Consider the following 15,107-nt stretch of genomic DNA (forward strand, 5'->3'; position numbering starts at 1 on the left):
ATACAGCCACTGCTCAGCGGTCTCACAGAAAAAACGCAGGTAAAAATTCAGCAAAAGAGTTAGCGCAAAAAAATCAGTTTTTTAGCGTATAATTTTGCTGACACAAGGCTATTTTTAAACTAGTTCATTACAGAGTATTGTCTAAGTAAAGCTTGTTTTGGTGAGTGTTTTGGTGTTTTTTCTTAACTGTAAGTAGCTTAAAGCTAAGGTTAGTGCGAAATGAAGGTGACTTGGCAGGAAAGGTGTTAATGGTCAATTTGTAGATAAATCACCAAGTAATGATTAAATAGATTGGTATCTTCAAGCAGAGCTTGCGTATAATAAGCACATTGGTGCGTCCCTAATAACAGATCAAAAAGATAAAGCCAAAAGAGTGCGCTTTATGCAACAAGGTGGTTTCTCAGCAGATTAAACCATGACACTATTAAACGCTTAAACAGATATATTCTTCGAAAATTAGGAAATTTAAATGATTGAAACTAGTGCCCAATTGCGTCAGGCATTTTTAGACTTTTATGCATCTAAGCAGCATCAAATTATTGCGAGTAGCTCGCTTGTTCCTGGTAACGATGCGACTTTATTATTCACTAATGCTGGCATGGTGCCATTTAAAGATGTATTTCTTGGCGATGATATTCGCAGTTATACCCGAGCCACGTCAGCCCAGCGCTGTGTTCGTGCCGGTGGTAAGCATAATGATCTAGAAAATGTCGGTTACACCGCACGCCATCATACTTTTTTTGAAATGATGGGTAACTTTAGCTTTGGTGATTACTTCAAAGAAGAAGCGATAAATTATTCTTGGGAATTTTTAACCTCAGTATTAGGATTACCAAAAGAAAAATTGCTAGTAACTGTTTATGAAAGTGATGTTGAAGCATACGACTATTGGTTAACGGTTATTGGTGTGCCAGCAGAGAAAATTATTCGTATTGGTGATAAATCAGTTGATAAACCCTATGAGTCTGACAATTTTTGGTCAATGGGTGATACCGGCCCATGTGGCCCTTGTTCAGAAATTTTTTATGATCACGGAGAAGAAATTTTTGGTGGTCCTCCAGGTTCTGCAGATGAAGATGGCGATCGCTTTATCGAAATTTGGAATTTAGTTTTCATGCAATACAACCGTCAAGCTGACGGTACTATGGATAACTTGCCTAAGCCGTCAATAGATACTGGTATGGGTTTGGAGCGTATTTCAGCGATAATGCAAGGTGTGCATAGCAATTATGAAATCGATATTTTCCAAGGCTTAATTCGTGATACCGCTACCTTACTTGAATGTAATGATTTAGCACATAAATCACTACGTGTGATTGCCGATCATATTCGTTCATGTAGCTTCTTAATCACTGATGGTGTTATGCCGTCAAATGAGGGCCGTGGCTATGTATTACGTCGTATAATTCGTCGCGCTATTCGCCATGGTCACAAGTTAGAAGCTAAGTCATTTTTCTTCCATAAAATAGTCGCCTCACTTGCTGAGCAAATGGGCGAAGCTTATCCTGAGCTTGTACAGCAACAGGCCATTATTGAGAAAGTTTTACTCAGAGAAGAAGAGCAGTTCGGTCGAACGTTAGACCGAGGCATGGCGCTGTTAGAAGATACCTTATCAGCACTTAAAGGCGACACTATCGCTGGCGATGACGTTTTTAAACTCTATGACACTTATGGTTTCCCTGCTGATTTAACCGCTGATATTGCCCGAGAACGAAACTTAAATATTGATCTTGACGGCTTTGATATCGCTATGGCTCAACAACGTGTTCGCGCGCAAAAAGCTAGCCAGTTTGGCACAGACTACAACGACACCCTTAAGTCAGAACATCGGACTGAATTTAAAGGTTATACCCGCCATGAAATGTCTTCTACTGTGGTTGAACTCTTTAACAATGAAGCCTCAGTTGCAAAATTAAGTGCCGGTGAAACCGGTATTGTAGTGCTTGATAAAACCCCATTTTATGCTGAGTCAGGTGGACAGGTTGGTGATAGCGGCATATTACAGTTTGATGGTGGCATATTTGAAGTGTCTGATACCTTTAAATTAGGCCATGCCTTTGCGCACAAAGGTATTGCCCGTAACACTATTGGTTTAAACAGTCGTGTTAACGCGCAAATTAATAGCGAACGTCGTGCCGCTATTGTTAAAAACCACACCGCTACCCATATATTACACGCCAGTCTTCGTACAGTATTAGGCGATCACGTTACGCAAAAAGGCTCATTATGTGATGCAGAAAAACTCCGTTTTGATTTTTCTCATTTTGAAGGCGTCACACGCGATGAGTTAAATACTGTTGAACGTATGGTGAATGAGCAAATTCGTGGCAATTTAGCGCGCGAAACCAATTTAATGCAAATTGACCAAGCGAAAGAAAAAGGCGCGATGGCCTTATTTGGCGAAAAGTACGACGATGAAGTGCGAGTGGTCACCTTAGGTGGCTTTTCTACTGAACTTTGTGGTGGCGTGCATGTTGACCGAACTGGTGATATTGGCTTATTTAAAATTGTCTCTGAAGCAGGCATTGCTGCCGGTGTGCGTCGAATAGAAGCGGTAACAGGTGAGGCCGCATTAAACTACTTTGCCGCACAAGAACAAACGCTAAGTACTATTGCCGCCTTGGTTAAAACTGACTCAGTGAATGTAGCCAGTAAAGTTGAGCAAGTGATATTACGCAACAAAGAACTTGAAAAAGAGTTAGCACAATTTAAACAAAAACTTGCCAGTCAAGCCGGTGCTGATTTAGTCAGCCAAGCTATTGACGTTAATGGCGTGAAAACCCTTGTGGCTAATTTAGCAGGTGTTGAGGCTAAATCATTGCGTGGCATGGTTGATGACCTGAAAAATAAAATGGGCTCATGCATTATTTTACTAGCCACAACCAGTGACGATAAAGTGAGCTTAATTGCTGGTGTCACTAAAGATCTTGTTGGCCAAGTAAAATCTGGCGAACTCGTTAATATTGCCGCGCAAGAAGTCGGTGGTAAAGGTGGCGGGCGCCCTGATATGGCCCAAGCCGGAGGTAGCCAACCAGAAAATATTGAAGCAGCCTTAAAAGCAGCACAAAGCTGGTTAAAGGATAAGTTGAGCTAATATTTAGGTAGTAAGTAAATAAATTAATTTAAGGGGCTTTTAGCCCCTTTTTTTTATCTATAGAATGTACCTAGTCTGGCGAGTGGATTGCCGTTCTTAGCCATTCATGGCTCCACAGCTGCACAAGAGCGCATAAATAGCATGTACGTTATATTTAGAGGGCATAGTCGTTCCTAGCCATCCAATGGCTCTATGGCATTAATATATCCTAGTATGTCGATGCTCAGGAGCTTGTGTGACAGGAACATCAATAAGATCCATTGCAAAATTTTTCTCCACTGAACTAACTTAATGCACTCGCTGTAAGTATAAATACATCAAATTATTATTTGAATATAAATAATAATTTACAATCAGCTCGAATTTTTTATCCGCCTTCAAGGTCTTTTGTTAACAGGGTGTGACTATCATGTTGTTATTCATATATTTTTGATGAAAAATTACAAAAACTTACTTATAAAGTGTTTATTGTTTCATGAAGGTTGTTAATATGAGCAGTAATTGCTGCAATTGCATTCTGCGATTGTTCTGCAAGTTTTTTGTTAAATATTGAAAATTCGATATGGTGAATAGAATCGTCAATGTTTGATAAGTATTCTAGATGCTTATTGTGAACATTAGTGCACTTTTGCAAATAGTAGACTAAATTTAATTTGTTACTAGCTTATATATATTTAGTGGATCTCGTTTTTAAACATAAAGGAAATTAAGATGTTAATATTAACTCGCCGAGTTGGTGAAACGTTGATGATCGGAGACGATGTCACAGTGACAGTGTTGGGTGTTAAAGGTAACCAAGTACGTATTGGTGTTAACGCCCCAAAGGAAGTCTCGGTTCATCGCGAAGAAATATATATGAGAATACAATCTGAAAAAGGTGAGGGTGAAGCCTCAGGTAATGAAATCTAATTACTTTCTCATAATTAAAGCCGACATCAGTCGGCTTTTTTGATCTAGCAATAAAATTAGGTAGACCATTTCAGCGTGTTTTTCGTTAGTTAACGTTTGAAAAGTGACCGGGTTGTTTGAATTGTCACCAAACAGTCGGTAAATAGGAATAAAAGCGGGAAAAAGTTTGACTTATTTTTATAATCCCTTATGATTCGCCCCATTGGAGAGGTGGCCGAGTGGCCGAAGGCGCTCCCCTGCTAAGGGAGTATCTGGTTTGTAGCCGGATCGAGGGTTCGAATCCCTCCCTCTCCGCCAATTTTTTAGATTGGCATCGTAGGAACAACGATAGTTAATTAGTTCACTGCGGGTGTATATAGTATTTACTAGGTTGTCTACCTAAGGGAATATTGTTTAGCTCGTTATCTCTTGAACCAGAGATATAAATAACAGGTTTGATTTGAGGACGCGTAGCTCAGCTGGATAGAGTACCTGGCTACGAACCAGGCGGTCGCAGGTTCGACTCCTGCCGCGTCCGCCACTTTTCTTTAAGTGGCTAAATAATAAAGACTAGCAAGTATTGACGCTAGTTAAAAAATGAATATTGTACAAGTTTGTCATCTCCTAAGCATGAGATATAAAAAAACAGTTTATTGCGGACGCGTAGCTCAGCTGGATAGAGTACCTGGCTACGAACCAGGCGGTCGCAGGTTCGACTCCTGCCGCGTCCGCCACATTGAAAAAACCAGTCTAATGACTGGTTTTTTTTCGCCTAAAATTTATTGCCAACCACTTATCTGCGATAACCTCCCTCAAAAAGATTTTAAAGCTAGTTTTATCTCTGTTGGATTTATAGTGACTTGATGAATTACCTGTTCACTTTGAATGGTTAAAATGAAAAGTTACAGCGTCATAAAAATTTATAAGATAAGATAAATAACGACTGATTAAATTTTATGCCTTGTATTCAGTCATTGTTCCGGATTAAAAAGTAGAGCACTTAATTAGTCAAATAGGTGTCAGTGGGCTAAGTGCCATAAATGTGCCATAAATATTCAATTTAGCTTAAGCAAAGTGTGTGAAACATTGTGACTATTGGATATTTTTTTTGAGTCAGTGTAATTTAGACACTCATTTGGTTGAGTATTTTTATAGTTATTGGCTTGCCTCTGAACTAACCAAAGGTGAGTTTAAAAAACTTTTGATCGACATTCTTATTATCAACAACATTTATCTGAAACTAAAAATATGCATTGCTATTATTTTAATACTGTCTAAATAAGCCATTATTTAGTCTAATCAGTAGATGTTTTTTTAGATTATTATTGACCATGAAATAATGATTCTTTGTGATTAATGTAGTTTTTTTAAGCAAACCAAGGTGGTTAATTAGTGTCAGCTTTAATTTTTGTATATTGTATAATATCCTTGTTTTTCTTTTTCTAATAACCGTTATTCATGGATTTGATATTGTATACAATTTACTTGATATACCATTTTGTATAAAATAATGACGAAATATCATTAGATTTAGTTGTTTTTTTGAACTATTTTAGCTTGACATTGTTTTTTTTCACCAATTTGTAATAATTTGTTTGCTTTTTACACATTGGAGTGATTATTCTAATTATATAAAATTGCTTGAGAGTAAAAAAATGGAAAATCTTCAACAGTTATTTATTGAAGCAGGTACTTTAATGCTAGCCGGTATGGTATTTGTATTTACCTTTTTAGGTTTGCTGATTGTTTTTATCAAGGTTGTGCTGGTTAGGTTGGCAACAAAATTTCCTGATGCGATTGTTGAAAGTAGAGCCTCAAGTAAAAAAAACAATAAAAAACAAGATGGCAACGGTGTATCACCGGCAGTCGTCGCAGCAATCTCTTCTGCTGTTACCCAATATCGTCAACAACATTCTGCACAGAAATAGGAAATGACCATGACTAAGCCCTTAGGAATAACTGAAGTCGTCTTACGCGACGGCCATCAATCATTGCTCGCCACACGTTTACGTTTGGAAGATATGTTACCCATTGCTGCTAAAATGGATGAAATTGGTTATTGGTCAATTGAATCTTGGGGTGGCGCAACATTTGATTCTTGTATTCGTTATTTAGGTGAAGATCCTTGGGAGCGTCTTCGAGCGCTAAAAAAGGCGATGCCAAAAACAAAACAGCAAATGTTGTTTCGTGGTCAAAATATTCTAGGTTACCGTCATTATGCTGACGATGTGGTAGAAAAATTTGTTGAGCGCGCTCACGTTAATGGCATTGATGTGTTTAGAATTTTTGATGCGATGAACGATGTGCGTAACTTACAAACATCGATTAAAGCTGCGGTAAAAGTTGGCGCGCATGCTCAAGGAACCTTAAGTTATACTGAGAGTCCTGTGCATACCCTTGAAGGCTGGCTAACCATGGCTAAGCAACTAGAAGACATGGGCGCACACTCTTTGTGTATCAAAGATATGGCTGGCCTGTTGAAGCCTTACGATGCCGCTGAGCTTATTAGCCGTTTAAAAGAAACTGTTGCTTTACCTATTGCACTACATTGTCATGCCACAACAGGCTTGAGTGTTGCGACACACATGAAAGCCATTGATGCAGATATTGACGTGATCGACACGGCTATTTCATCAATGAGTATGACTTACGGCCATTCACCAACAGAAACTATTGTTTCTATTGTTGAAGGTACAGCACGTGATACTGGCTTAGACATGCTTAAATTAGCAGAAGTAGCCACTTATTTTCGTGAAGTGCGCGAAAAATATGCCCAGTTTGAAGGTAGCTTGCGGGGTATTGATGCGCGTATCTTAGTCGCACAAGTACCTGGTGGCATGCTAACCAATATGGAAAGTCAATTAAAAGAGCAAGGCGCGGCTGATAAGCTTGATGAAGTGCTAACAGAAATTCCAAAAGTACGTAAAGACCTGGGTTATATTCCTTTGGTGACACCGACTTCACAAATTGTTGGTACTCAAGCGGTATTAAATGTCCTTACCGGTGAACGCTACAAGTCAATTACCAAAGAAACGGCTGGTGTATTAAAAGGCGAGTACGGTAAGACTGCCGCACCAGTTGATGCTGAATTACAAGCAAGAGTGCTCGATGGCAAAGCAGCAATTACTTGTCGCCCAGCAGACTTACTTGACCCAGAAATGGATAAATTATCGGTTGAATTGCAACAAATCGCCGAAGAGAAAAATATTACGCTAGCTGAAGACACTATCGATGATGTGCTAACTTATGCATTGTTCCCACAAATTGGTTTGAAATTTTTAACCAATCGCAATAACCCAGATGCTTTTGAGCCCGCACCGACTAAAGCCTCTGCTAAAAGTGCGACTGCAGCACCAGCGACGAGTTCAACAAACACTGGCCCTGAAAGTTACGCGGTAAGTGTTGACGGTAAAGTCTTTGACGTTGTTGTTGCCCCTGGAGGTTCAATAGATACTATTGCGCCTGCGAGCAAAGCACCTGCGGCAAGTTCAAGCGATGGTGAAGCTTTAAAAGCGCCTTTAGCGGGTAATATTTTTAAAGTGTTGGTAAATGAAGGTGACGAAGTCGAAGCAGGCGAAGTGGTTATCATTATGGAAGCGATGAAAATGGAAACTGAAATCCGGGCAATAACAGCCGGTGAAATATCAGCTATTCACACCAAAGAAGGTGACTCAGTCGCCGTTGGTGATATCTTGTTAAGCTTGGTATAGGATAACCCATGGATTCTTTAAAATTATTGTGGATGTCTACAGGCCTAGCAAACTTTGAATTAGGCCAAGTGATCATGATGCTAGTGGGTTGTGGTTTACTTTATCTTGCCATTGCCCGTAACTTTGAACCGCTATTATTAGTGCCGATGGGTTTTGGTGCTATTTTAACTAATATTCCTGCTGCCGGCTTTTCTGAAGTAGGTGGTTTGCTGCATTACATTTACTACGCTGGAATTGATACCGGCATATTCCCGTTACTGATCTTTATGGGCGTTGGTGCCATGACAGATTTTGGCGCGCTGATTGCTAATCCTAAAACATTGTTATTAGGTGCTGCTGCGCAATTTGGCATATTCGCCACTTTGTTTGGTGCCATAGCGTTGAACTTTGTTGGTCTAGACTTCTCTATGAAAGATGCCTCAGCTATCGCTATCATTGGCGGAGCAGATGGTCCGACCGCGATATTTTTAGCGTCAAAACTTGCTCCTGACTTACTGGGGGCGATTGCTGTTGCCGCTTATTCGTATATGGCATTAGTACCAATTATTCAACCGCCAATCATGCGAGCATTAACCACAGAAGATGAACGTAAAATTGAGATGGCGCAATTACGTCATGTCACAAAAGTTGAGAAAATTATTTTCCCACTTGGCGTTTTAATGATGACAATTTTCTTTCTACCGGCAGCAACGCCGTTAGTGGGGATGTTTTGTTTGGGTAACTTAATGCGCGAGTGTGGCGTGGTAGACCGCCTAAGTTCGACAGCACAAAATGAGTTAATTAATATTGTCACTATCTTCTTAGGATTAGGTGTTGGTTCTAAGTTAAGCGCTGATCAATTCTTAAATGCTAAAACTTTAGGCATACTCGCGTTAGGCGCAATAGCATTTTCTATTGGTACTGCTACGGGTGTGTTAATGGCGAAGCTAATGAATAAATTTGCTAAAGAAAAAGTTAATCCACTCATTGGTGCCGCGGGTGTATCGGCAGTGCCAATGGCTGCTCGTGTCGCTAACAAGGTTGGTTTAGAGGCTAATCCACATAACTTCTTACTTATGCATGCGATGGGGCCAAACGTTGCTGGTGTGTTAGGCTCAGCGGTTGCTGCCGGTATATTGTTAGCTTTAGTCGGATAACTTTACAACAGACACAATATTAAAAAAGGAGCTATGTGCTCCTTTTTTGCGTGATGGCATGGGTGAACCCACTTAGTGGCATTAAATTGTTAATGTGTTTAAGGCTACTAAGTTTAAGGCTACTATGTTTAAGGTTATGGCGTTTAAGGTTGCAGTTTGAAATTTTTCCATTGATTGTTATGTTGTTTAAAACAAACTCTGTCATGCAAACGACTCGCTCGCCCTTGCCAAAATTCTATATAGTTTGGTTTAATGCGCCAGCCACCCCAAAACTCAGGTAAAGGTACTGCTTTGCCAGCAAATTTTTTGGTGTAATAAGTAACGCTATCAGCCAGTTCAGTATCAGTTTGAATTTCGCTACTTTGTTTTGATGCCCAAGCGCCAATTTGGCTGCCGCGATCACGGCTATGAAAATATTTTGCTGACTGCTCAGCACTGATTTTTTCAACACAGCCTTCAATGCGAATTTGACGTTGCAATACATTCCAGTGAAATAGCAGTGCAATTTTGTCATTTTTATTTAATTCTTGGCTCTTTCTACTGCTGTAATTGGTATAGAAGATAAAACCATCTTGGTTAAACTCTTTTAATAACACCATACGACAGCTTGGTTGCCCGTCTTGGCTTACACTACTGACAGACATTGCCTCAGGCAGTAAAACACCCGACTTATTGGCGTCATCAAACCAAAGTTTAAATAATGAAAAAGGATCGGCATTTTCATCAATGGGTGGTAATGGTAAGGCAACGCCTTGACCAAAGGTAAATAAGCAGCGCAATTTTTCAAATAAAGTCATAATGTAGGATCATTAAGTAGCGTAGATATTAGACTAATAATATCAGCTTTATGTGATAAACAAATCGTTACTGATAAAATATTATCGATAATATTTATTGTGGGCTTCTAACCGAGTGTTAATACTTAACTTTGCGCCACCTCATGGATTAGATATCCCAATTGTCTATGTCATCGAGTAATGCTTTGAGGCGTTTTTGTGCTAATAAGTCGTCAATGCGTTTTCTGACTTCGCTGTTATGTTTGGCCTGCTTGCCTTTAGGCAAGTCTTTGTCATAACTGTCCTGTTCGAAGTTTAGGCTAGCGTCATCTGTGAAATCGTCGCACATTTTTTATACCTAAGGCTTTTACAGTATTTTCTGTAATTACAATAAATAGTGGCTTAAACCTGTTAATGCTAGCTAAGGGTTAAATTTAATCGTACTCATTGTCATGATTGTCATCATAGTAAATCTAACAAAGATAGATAATTTGAACATAGGCAACTAATGGTAGATTTTCAACTAATTATTTTTATTCTAAAAAAATGTTGTACTAAAAATGCTAAAGTGATGATTTTCTACCGTACAGTTATTTAGCTTTGATTAGTGCTTAGATCAGTGCTCTGCTAAGCTGCACCTCGCAATGAATTGGGTATATATCTATTGGTGTTAGCCAAGATACTTCTTAAGGTTAAATAGCATGTCAAAAGAAAGTTTTTCTCACTGGTGTTTGCAGTTACAGAAAAAAAATCAGGCTAAGCGCTGGCGTAGTTTAGTGGTGTTAGTGGGTGATGCTGCTTGGACTACTGAACAGCTTGAGACAAGTTTAACTTTATTTTTATCCGCCCAAGAGTCAAACGAGAAGCGCGATAAACAAGGTCTTGTCTATGGTGAACTTGCGCATGCTAGCCGCGCTAATCAGTTAATTTCAGTCAATCGAAAAAATTATGCTCAGTATTTAGGTACTGAGCAAGACGTTATTGTATTTGCGGTAGAAAGTAAGGTTGATGAGCATGATTCCCGCCATGTCGACAGTGATTTTGATGTTGATGCCTTTGCCGCGCTTTCGGGCACTTTAGTGGCTGGTGGCGTATTTTTACTTTTATTAAAGCCGTCGCAAGTCGAACAAGTTAACCAGGCACAATCGCAAGATTATTTCCTTCAACGTTTTATGCTGCAATTATCCGCTGAACATGGTTATTTCATTAAACAAGATAAAATCGAACTTCCAGCGTTATTGTCTTTCAATAAAACAGCGCAAGACAATCTTGTTGACGATGGACAATTAAGCACTGCTCAGCAAGTGAAAAACCTGCCATACGGCTGTTTCACTCAAGAACAAGTGTTAGCGGTCGAGGCTATGCTCAAGGTATTGTCGGGTCATAGAGATAGGCCTTTGGTACTAACCGCAGATCGTGGTCGGGGTAAGTCTTCAGCTTTAGCTCTGGCTGCGTGTCAAATGTTGGCTAATGCTAAACAGCCACTAAAAATCATCATCACGGCGGCAAGTAAATCAGCACTTAACGTTTTTTTTCAGCAAGTTGAAACACACTTGCCTGATGCCAAAGTGGGTATAAATAGTGTTGAGCATGCCAACGGCAGTATTGTTTTTTATGCTATCGATGTGCTGTTAAAAGAGCAACCCGAAGCCAGTATAGTCATGGTTGATGAAGCTGCCGCTTTGCCTGTTTATCTTTTGCAGCAATTACTCAGTCATTATCATCGCTTAATATTTGCCACGACTATTCATGGTTATGAAGGCGCAGGTCGCGGCTTTAGTCTTAAGTTTGCTCTGGTGCTGCAGCGATTGATGCCGAATTGGCGCAAAATGCACATTAATGAAGCTATTCGCTGGGCAAGTGATGATCCGCTCGAGCAATTCGTTTTTGCTAGTTGTTTGCTAAACGCCAAATTGCCTAATTACCCTAACACTTTCTTAGCCATGAATAATGCTATCCCTGAAATTAAAAGAGAGAGCAAAAGTGAGATCAAGAGTGAGGCTAAAGTTGGGGCTGAAAGTCTGGCTAATAACGTGCAAGCGCAAAGTGATTTACTTTCGCAATATAAGCTAGTGACCGAGCTTGTTACCCCCGCACAACTACTGCAAAACGAAACGCTTTTACAGCAAATTTTTGCGGTGTTAGTAACAGCTCACTATCAAACCTCACCCAGTGATCTAAAGTTACTGCTAAACAATAGCGCTATATCATTGTTTGTACTTAAACGTGAAAACGATATTTTAGGTGTTGTTATGCTGATGCGAGAAGGGCATGCAGATGAAAAACTGGTTGAGCTAATTCGTGAGAATCAGCGTCGGTTACGCGATCAATTTTTACCACAATCATTACTGATGCATTGTGGTATTAAGGAAAGTTTTAATTATAGTTATCAACGTGTGATGCGTATTGCGATACATCCTCAATTTCAGGGGCAAGGCTTAGGTAGACACTTTTTAAGTGCTATTGAACGCCATATTACACGCCAAGGCATAGACTTTATTGGCGCTAGTTTTGCGGGCAACGCTACTTTGCTCAAGTTTTGGCAGCAAGCTGGCTTCGCCGTTGCCCGAGTAGGATTTAGTAAAGACAAAGCCAGTGGTGAGCACTCTTGTTTGGTGACTAAAGCCTTAACGCCTAATGCTAGCCACTTACAGCAAGTGATTGTTGAGCAGTTTTACCAACAATTTGATTATTGGCTAACCGATGAGTTTACCCATATGCCAGCAAAATTAGTCTGGCAATTGCTCAAGGGTAATAAGACGTTGAAAACGTCGGTACTAGCGCGTGATATTTTGCAAAGCGTTAACGACTTTACTTCTGGCCAACGTCAATTTAGCAGCTGTGTTTATGCGCTACACCAATGGCTATTAAGGCATTGTACGGAACAGTTTAACCCTGAAGTATTACCCTTAGTTGCGCGTATTTTACAAAAACATAGTATTGAAAAAGTTTGCCAACAGTATGGTTTTACCGGTAAAAAAGCCTTAAACCTACACCTAATCAATTATATTAGGGCTCATCAAGTGCTAGCCCATAAATTGTAAATAGTCAGTGTTATACCCAGTTGATTAAAAATGCACAGGTCATTAATCAACTGGGTATTAAGCAAGGTCGTAACGCCATTGCCAATAATTTTTCATTTTATGATAGCTGCAATAATGATCAGCTATTTGATCAAAGTCTTCATGTTGCATAATTGCATTGATCGCAACACATATTTTTGCCAGTGACTGTTTGTTTGCTGATGGCTTGCAGCAACAAACGAAGGTTTCTAGCCAAGCTTCCAAATAGTAAATATCAACAATAGGTGGTTCTGTGGTCATTTTATTTCTCCGCGCTTTTTAAGTTAGTCGTTAAATTAGTTGTTGAATTAATACTTAAGTTCAGCAACGACTGCCATAAGGTACTACGGGCATTGTTGTCTAGGCATCTACAGTTATGGCCTGTTAACGCGCCTGAGCTAATTAATTTTGCTAACAATAAAGCTGAAATTTCAACTTTGACTTTACCTCTACAGCCTTCATTTATCTGTCTTGATCCCATTATTCATCCTTAATATTTTTGATAAAACAGCTTTGTTAAAAACAATAATTGAAAACACAACTAAATGCAAATGATAATTATTATCATTTGTGGGTGTCTCTGTGTTGGTATTAATAGGTTAAGTGAACGGTTAGAAAACAAGCTAGGTTATATTGAGGCGTGCCCTGCAATAAGTTATTCGCATTGAGCACTTTGCGTTGAGCACTTAACCAATCGTTATAAATATGTTGTTGCAGTACACAATATAAACTTTGTGATTCAAAAAGGTCATTGTTTTGGCTTGCTCGGACTCAAGGGTGTTGGCAAAACTACTGCTATAGAAATCATGAAAGGTATTATCAAAGCGAGCAAAGGCCAGTGTTTTATTACGCTAAGCCCATTGATGAGTCAATATCGCAAAAAGTTGGCATTGTATTTCAGCATACCGCCTTATAAGACTTTCTTACGATTAAAGAAACCTTAAATCTATTTAGTGGCTAGTGCGCGTAAAATGATCACTGAAGCGGCAATATTAGCGGATATCAGTTACCATGTAGCCATTTTGATGCTAATGAACGCGGTCTTTTTAATCTTAGGGGCTTATTTATTTGGCTGAAATACTGAGCGCTAGTTAATTGAAGATTAACGGCGGATTTTAACTCAAGTCTGAGGGTACTATAACGTTATGTTGTTAAAGATAGTGGGAATGTTTTTTGTGGCATTAGCTTTTATTGGCGCTTTTTTACCTTTATTGCCCACCACACCTTTTTTATTGGTTGCCGCCGCCTGTTTTGCTAAGTCGTCGCCGCGATTGTATAACATGCTATTAGCCAATAAAGTGTTTGGGCCATTGATTTATCATTGGCAGCAATCTCGTTGCATTCCAAAACGCGCAAAAGTGCTAGCCTTAAGTTCAATGGTTGTTGCTGTATTGTGGTCGGGTTATATTTTGCCTACGATTTGGTTAAAGGTGTTAGTGGTTGCCTTGGTTGTCTGGCCATTTATTTTTCTTTGGCGTTTACCTACTTCTAATAGCAATCTGTGAATGCCATTAACAAACTATAGGCCAGCAGGTAAATCGCCTGAAAAATCTACCCCTGAAAAAGCTAACCCTGAACAAGTAGCCAAAAGCTCAGGGGGAATAAATGTTGAATATTACAGGTTAAAGCACTAAGCCAGTGCTTTAACCACCAGCTGCGCTAAATGGGGCGGTAAGGTTAAGCTTAAGGCAATTTCTTGGCCTTGCGTTGACATTTTTCGCCAGGTCAGCTGTAAAATACGAATGATTTTTTCTTCTTTATGTTTAGCGGCCAAGGCATCAAAATAGTATTGTAAAAACACTAAGCAGGCTACGTCTTCCAAGGTTTGGCTTTCACTGTTCGATTTTAAGTTTTCTTTACGAATAATCGTCGCGCTAGTTTCAGCGGCGTCTTCACTATAGCCATGCTCAAGCATTAGGGCTTTAGCGGTAGCCGCATGAAAAACACCTAATTCTTTACGCCAGGTTAAATAACCTTTTTTGCCAATGGCGAAGTCGGTACGTTTTAAGTGCCAGCGTTTTACGTGTTGTGCACGAACCGCAACCTGTAAATTTTCACTGGCATCTGGCCAATATTTTTCAAGGCAAGCTGTCATGTATTGACCGTACAAAAGCTCTTTAGGTTGGCTAATGCCGTCAACAATCGTGGTGTTGATATCGGCTTTATTTATGGTGTCGATAGCATCTAATACTTTTTGTAGTTGAGTCATAATGATTAATTTTTATTTTTTGCAAAGGAAAACACCAGTTTACCCCGTTTTTTAATATATACAATCATGCTTTAAGGCCAATATTGAGTATTTAAATGAAATTTTGTGCAACTAGATGCCTTGATCATATTGTTGTGTACACGGCTTTTCAGTATAATGTTTTCCCGTCCTACTAAATTTATTTGTTAACCAAACATCAAATCAATTTAGTGCAAAATTTCTGTTTTTCCTG

At 39.4% G+C, this 15,107-nt stretch carries 13 protein-coding genes and 3 tRNA genes; 11 read left to right on the forward strand and 5 right to left on the reverse strand.

All coding sequences use genetic code 11. The features are described from left to right. The first annotated feature begins 469 nt into the window (after positions 1-469). From alaS to H4J65_RS03470, 8 genes are all read left to right on the forward strand, one after another. Complete coding sequence (gene alaS, locus H4J65_RS03435; protein ID WP_182195556.1) at positions 470-3,094, forward strand: alanine--tRNA ligase; 2,625 nt, start codon at positions 470-472, stop codon at positions 3,092-3,094. Positions 3,095-3,805: 711 nt separating this feature from the next. Next, positions 3,806-4,003, forward strand: a complete 198-nt coding sequence (gene csrA, locus H4J65_RS03440; protein ID WP_085304221.1) for a carbon storage regulator CsrA — start codon at positions 3,806-3,808, stop codon at positions 4,001-4,003. A 204-nt stretch (positions 4,004-4,207) separates the two neighbouring features. Continuing rightward, positions 4,208-4,300, forward strand: a tRNA-Ser gene (locus H4J65_RS03445). Between the two features lie 146 nt (positions 4,301-4,446). Then, positions 4,447-4,523 (forward strand) — tRNA-Arg (locus H4J65_RS03450). Positions 4,524-4,639: 116 nt separating this feature from the next. Beyond that, positions 4,640-4,716 (forward strand) — tRNA-Arg (locus H4J65_RS03455). Positions 4,717-5,637: 921 nt separating this feature from the next. Then, positions 5,638-5,910 (forward strand): OadG family transporter subunit, encoded by a 273-nt coding sequence (locus H4J65_RS03460; RefSeq protein ID WP_182136175.1) that lies wholly within the window; start codon positions 5,638-5,640, stop codon positions 5,908-5,910. 9 nt (positions 5,911-5,919) lie between these two features. Further along, entirely contained in the window at positions 5,920-7,692 is a 1,773-nt protein-coding gene (oadA, locus tag H4J65_RS03465) for a sodium-extruding oxaloacetate decarboxylase subunit alpha (RefSeq protein ID WP_182136174.1), read from the forward strand. A gap of 8 nt (positions 7,693-7,700) precedes the next feature. Then, a complete protein-coding gene (locus H4J65_RS03470) occupies positions 7,701-8,828 on the forward strand; it encodes a sodium ion-translocating decarboxylase subunit beta (RefSeq protein WP_182136173.1) in 1,128 nt (375 codons plus the stop codon). Positions 8,829-8,971: 143 nt separating this feature from the next. Here H4J65_RS03470 and pdxH read toward each other — a convergent pair whose 3' ends face one another. Further along, the gene (gene pdxH / locus H4J65_RS03475) at positions 8,972-9,625 is read right to left on the reverse strand and encodes a pyridoxamine 5'-phosphate oxidase (protein ID WP_182185302.1); all 654 of its coding nucleotides are present in this window, start codon (positions 9,623-9,625) and stop codon (positions 8,972-8,974) included. A 148-nt stretch (positions 9,626-9,773) separates the two neighbouring features. Then, positions 9,774-9,953, reverse strand: coding sequence for a PA3496 family putative envelope integrity protein (locus tag H4J65_RS03480; RefSeq protein ID WP_182136171.1), 180 nt, complete (start codon positions 9,951-9,953; stop codon positions 9,774-9,776). Positions 9,954-10,305: 352 nt separating this feature from the next. On the opposite strand from H4J65_RS03480, the gene H4J65_RS03485 reads away from it, so the two are divergent. Then, positions 10,306-12,648, forward strand: coding sequence for a GNAT family N-acetyltransferase (locus H4J65_RS03485; protein ID WP_182195559.1), 2,343 nt, complete (start codon positions 10,306-10,308; stop codon positions 12,646-12,648). A 57-nt stretch (positions 12,649-12,705) separates the two neighbouring features. Here the strand turns inward: H4J65_RS03485 and H4J65_RS03490 are convergent, their stop codons facing one another. After that, a complete protein-coding gene (locus H4J65_RS03490) occupies positions 12,706-12,927 on the reverse strand; it encodes a hypothetical protein (RefSeq protein WP_182185300.1) in 222 nt (73 codons plus the stop codon). Position 12,928: 1 nt separating this feature from the next. Further along, entirely contained in the window at positions 12,929-13,147 is a 219-nt protein-coding gene (locus H4J65_RS03495; protein ID WP_182136168.1) for a hypothetical protein, read from the reverse strand. A gap of 244 nt (positions 13,148-13,391) precedes the next feature. On the opposite strand from H4J65_RS03495, the gene H4J65_RS18265 reads away from it, so the two are divergent. Next, positions 13,392-13,610 (forward strand): ATP-binding cassette domain-containing protein, encoded by a 219-nt coding sequence (locus H4J65_RS18265; RefSeq protein ID WP_404851935.1) that lies wholly within the window; start codon positions 13,392-13,394, stop codon positions 13,608-13,610. A gap of 201 nt (positions 13,611-13,811) precedes the next feature. Then, positions 13,812-14,171, forward strand: a complete 360-nt coding sequence (locus tag H4J65_RS03505; protein ID WP_182195567.1) for a YbaN family protein — start codon at positions 13,812-13,814, stop codon at positions 14,169-14,171. Positions 14,172-14,296: 125 nt separating this feature from the next. Here H4J65_RS03505 and H4J65_RS03510 read toward each other — a convergent pair whose 3' ends face one another. Beyond that, the gene (locus H4J65_RS03510) at positions 14,297-14,875 is read right to left on the reverse strand and encodes a DUF4202 domain-containing protein (protein WP_182195570.1); all 579 of its coding nucleotides are present in this window, start codon (positions 14,873-14,875) and stop codon (positions 14,297-14,299) included. Positions 14,876-15,107 lie beyond the last annotated feature (232 nt).

It is taken from the genome of Colwellia sp. MB02u-9 (assembly GCF_014077085.1).
GTDB lineage: Bacteria > Pseudomonadota > Gammaproteobacteria > Enterobacterales > Alteromonadaceae > Cognaticolwellia.

Bases quoted from the DNA above. Each gene is read 5' to 3' on its own strand.
- oadA (WP_182136174.1), top strand. From the start codon at position 5,920: ATGACTAAGCCCTTAGGAATAACTGAAGTCGTCTTACGCGACGGCCAT.
- pdxH (WP_182185302.1), bottom strand. From the start codon at position 9,625: ATGACTTTATTTGAAAAATTGCGCTGCTTATTTACCTTTGGTCAAGGC.
- H4J65_RS03510 (WP_182195570.1), bottom strand. From the start codon at position 14,875: ATGACTCAACTACAAAAAGTATTAGATGCTATCGACACCATAAATAAA.
- H4J65_RS03480 (WP_182136171.1), bottom strand. From the start codon at position 9,953: ATGTGCGACGATTTCACAGATGACGCTAGCCTAAACTTCGAACAGGAC.
- H4J65_RS03470 (WP_182136173.1), top strand. From the start codon at position 7,701: ATGGATTCTTTAAAATTATTGTGGATGTCTACAGGCCTAGCAAACTTT.
- H4J65_RS03485 (WP_182195559.1), top strand. From the start codon at position 10,306: ATGTCAAAAGAAAGTTTTTCTCACTGGTGTTTGCAGTTACAGAAAAAA.
- H4J65_RS03460 (WP_182136175.1), top strand. From the start codon at position 5,638: ATGGAAAATCTTCAACAGTTATTTATTGAAGCAGGTACTTTAATGCTA.
- alaS (WP_182195556.1), top strand. From the start codon at position 470: ATGATTGAAACTAGTGCCCAATTGCGTCAGGCATTTTTAGACTTTTAT.
- H4J65_RS03490 (WP_182185300.1), bottom strand. From the start codon at position 12,927: ATGACCACAGAACCACCTATTGTTGATATTTACTATTTGGAAGCTTGG.
- H4J65_RS03505 (WP_182195567.1), top strand. From the start codon at position 13,812: ATGTTGTTAAAGATAGTGGGAATGTTTTTTGTGGCATTAGCTTTTATT.
- H4J65_RS03495 (WP_182136168.1), bottom strand. From the start codon at position 13,147: ATGGGATCAAGACAGATAAATGAAGGCTGTAGAGGTAAAGTCAAAGTT.
- csrA (WP_085304221.1), top strand. From the start codon at position 3,806: ATGTTAATATTAACTCGCCGAGTTGGTGAAACGTTGATGATCGGAGAC.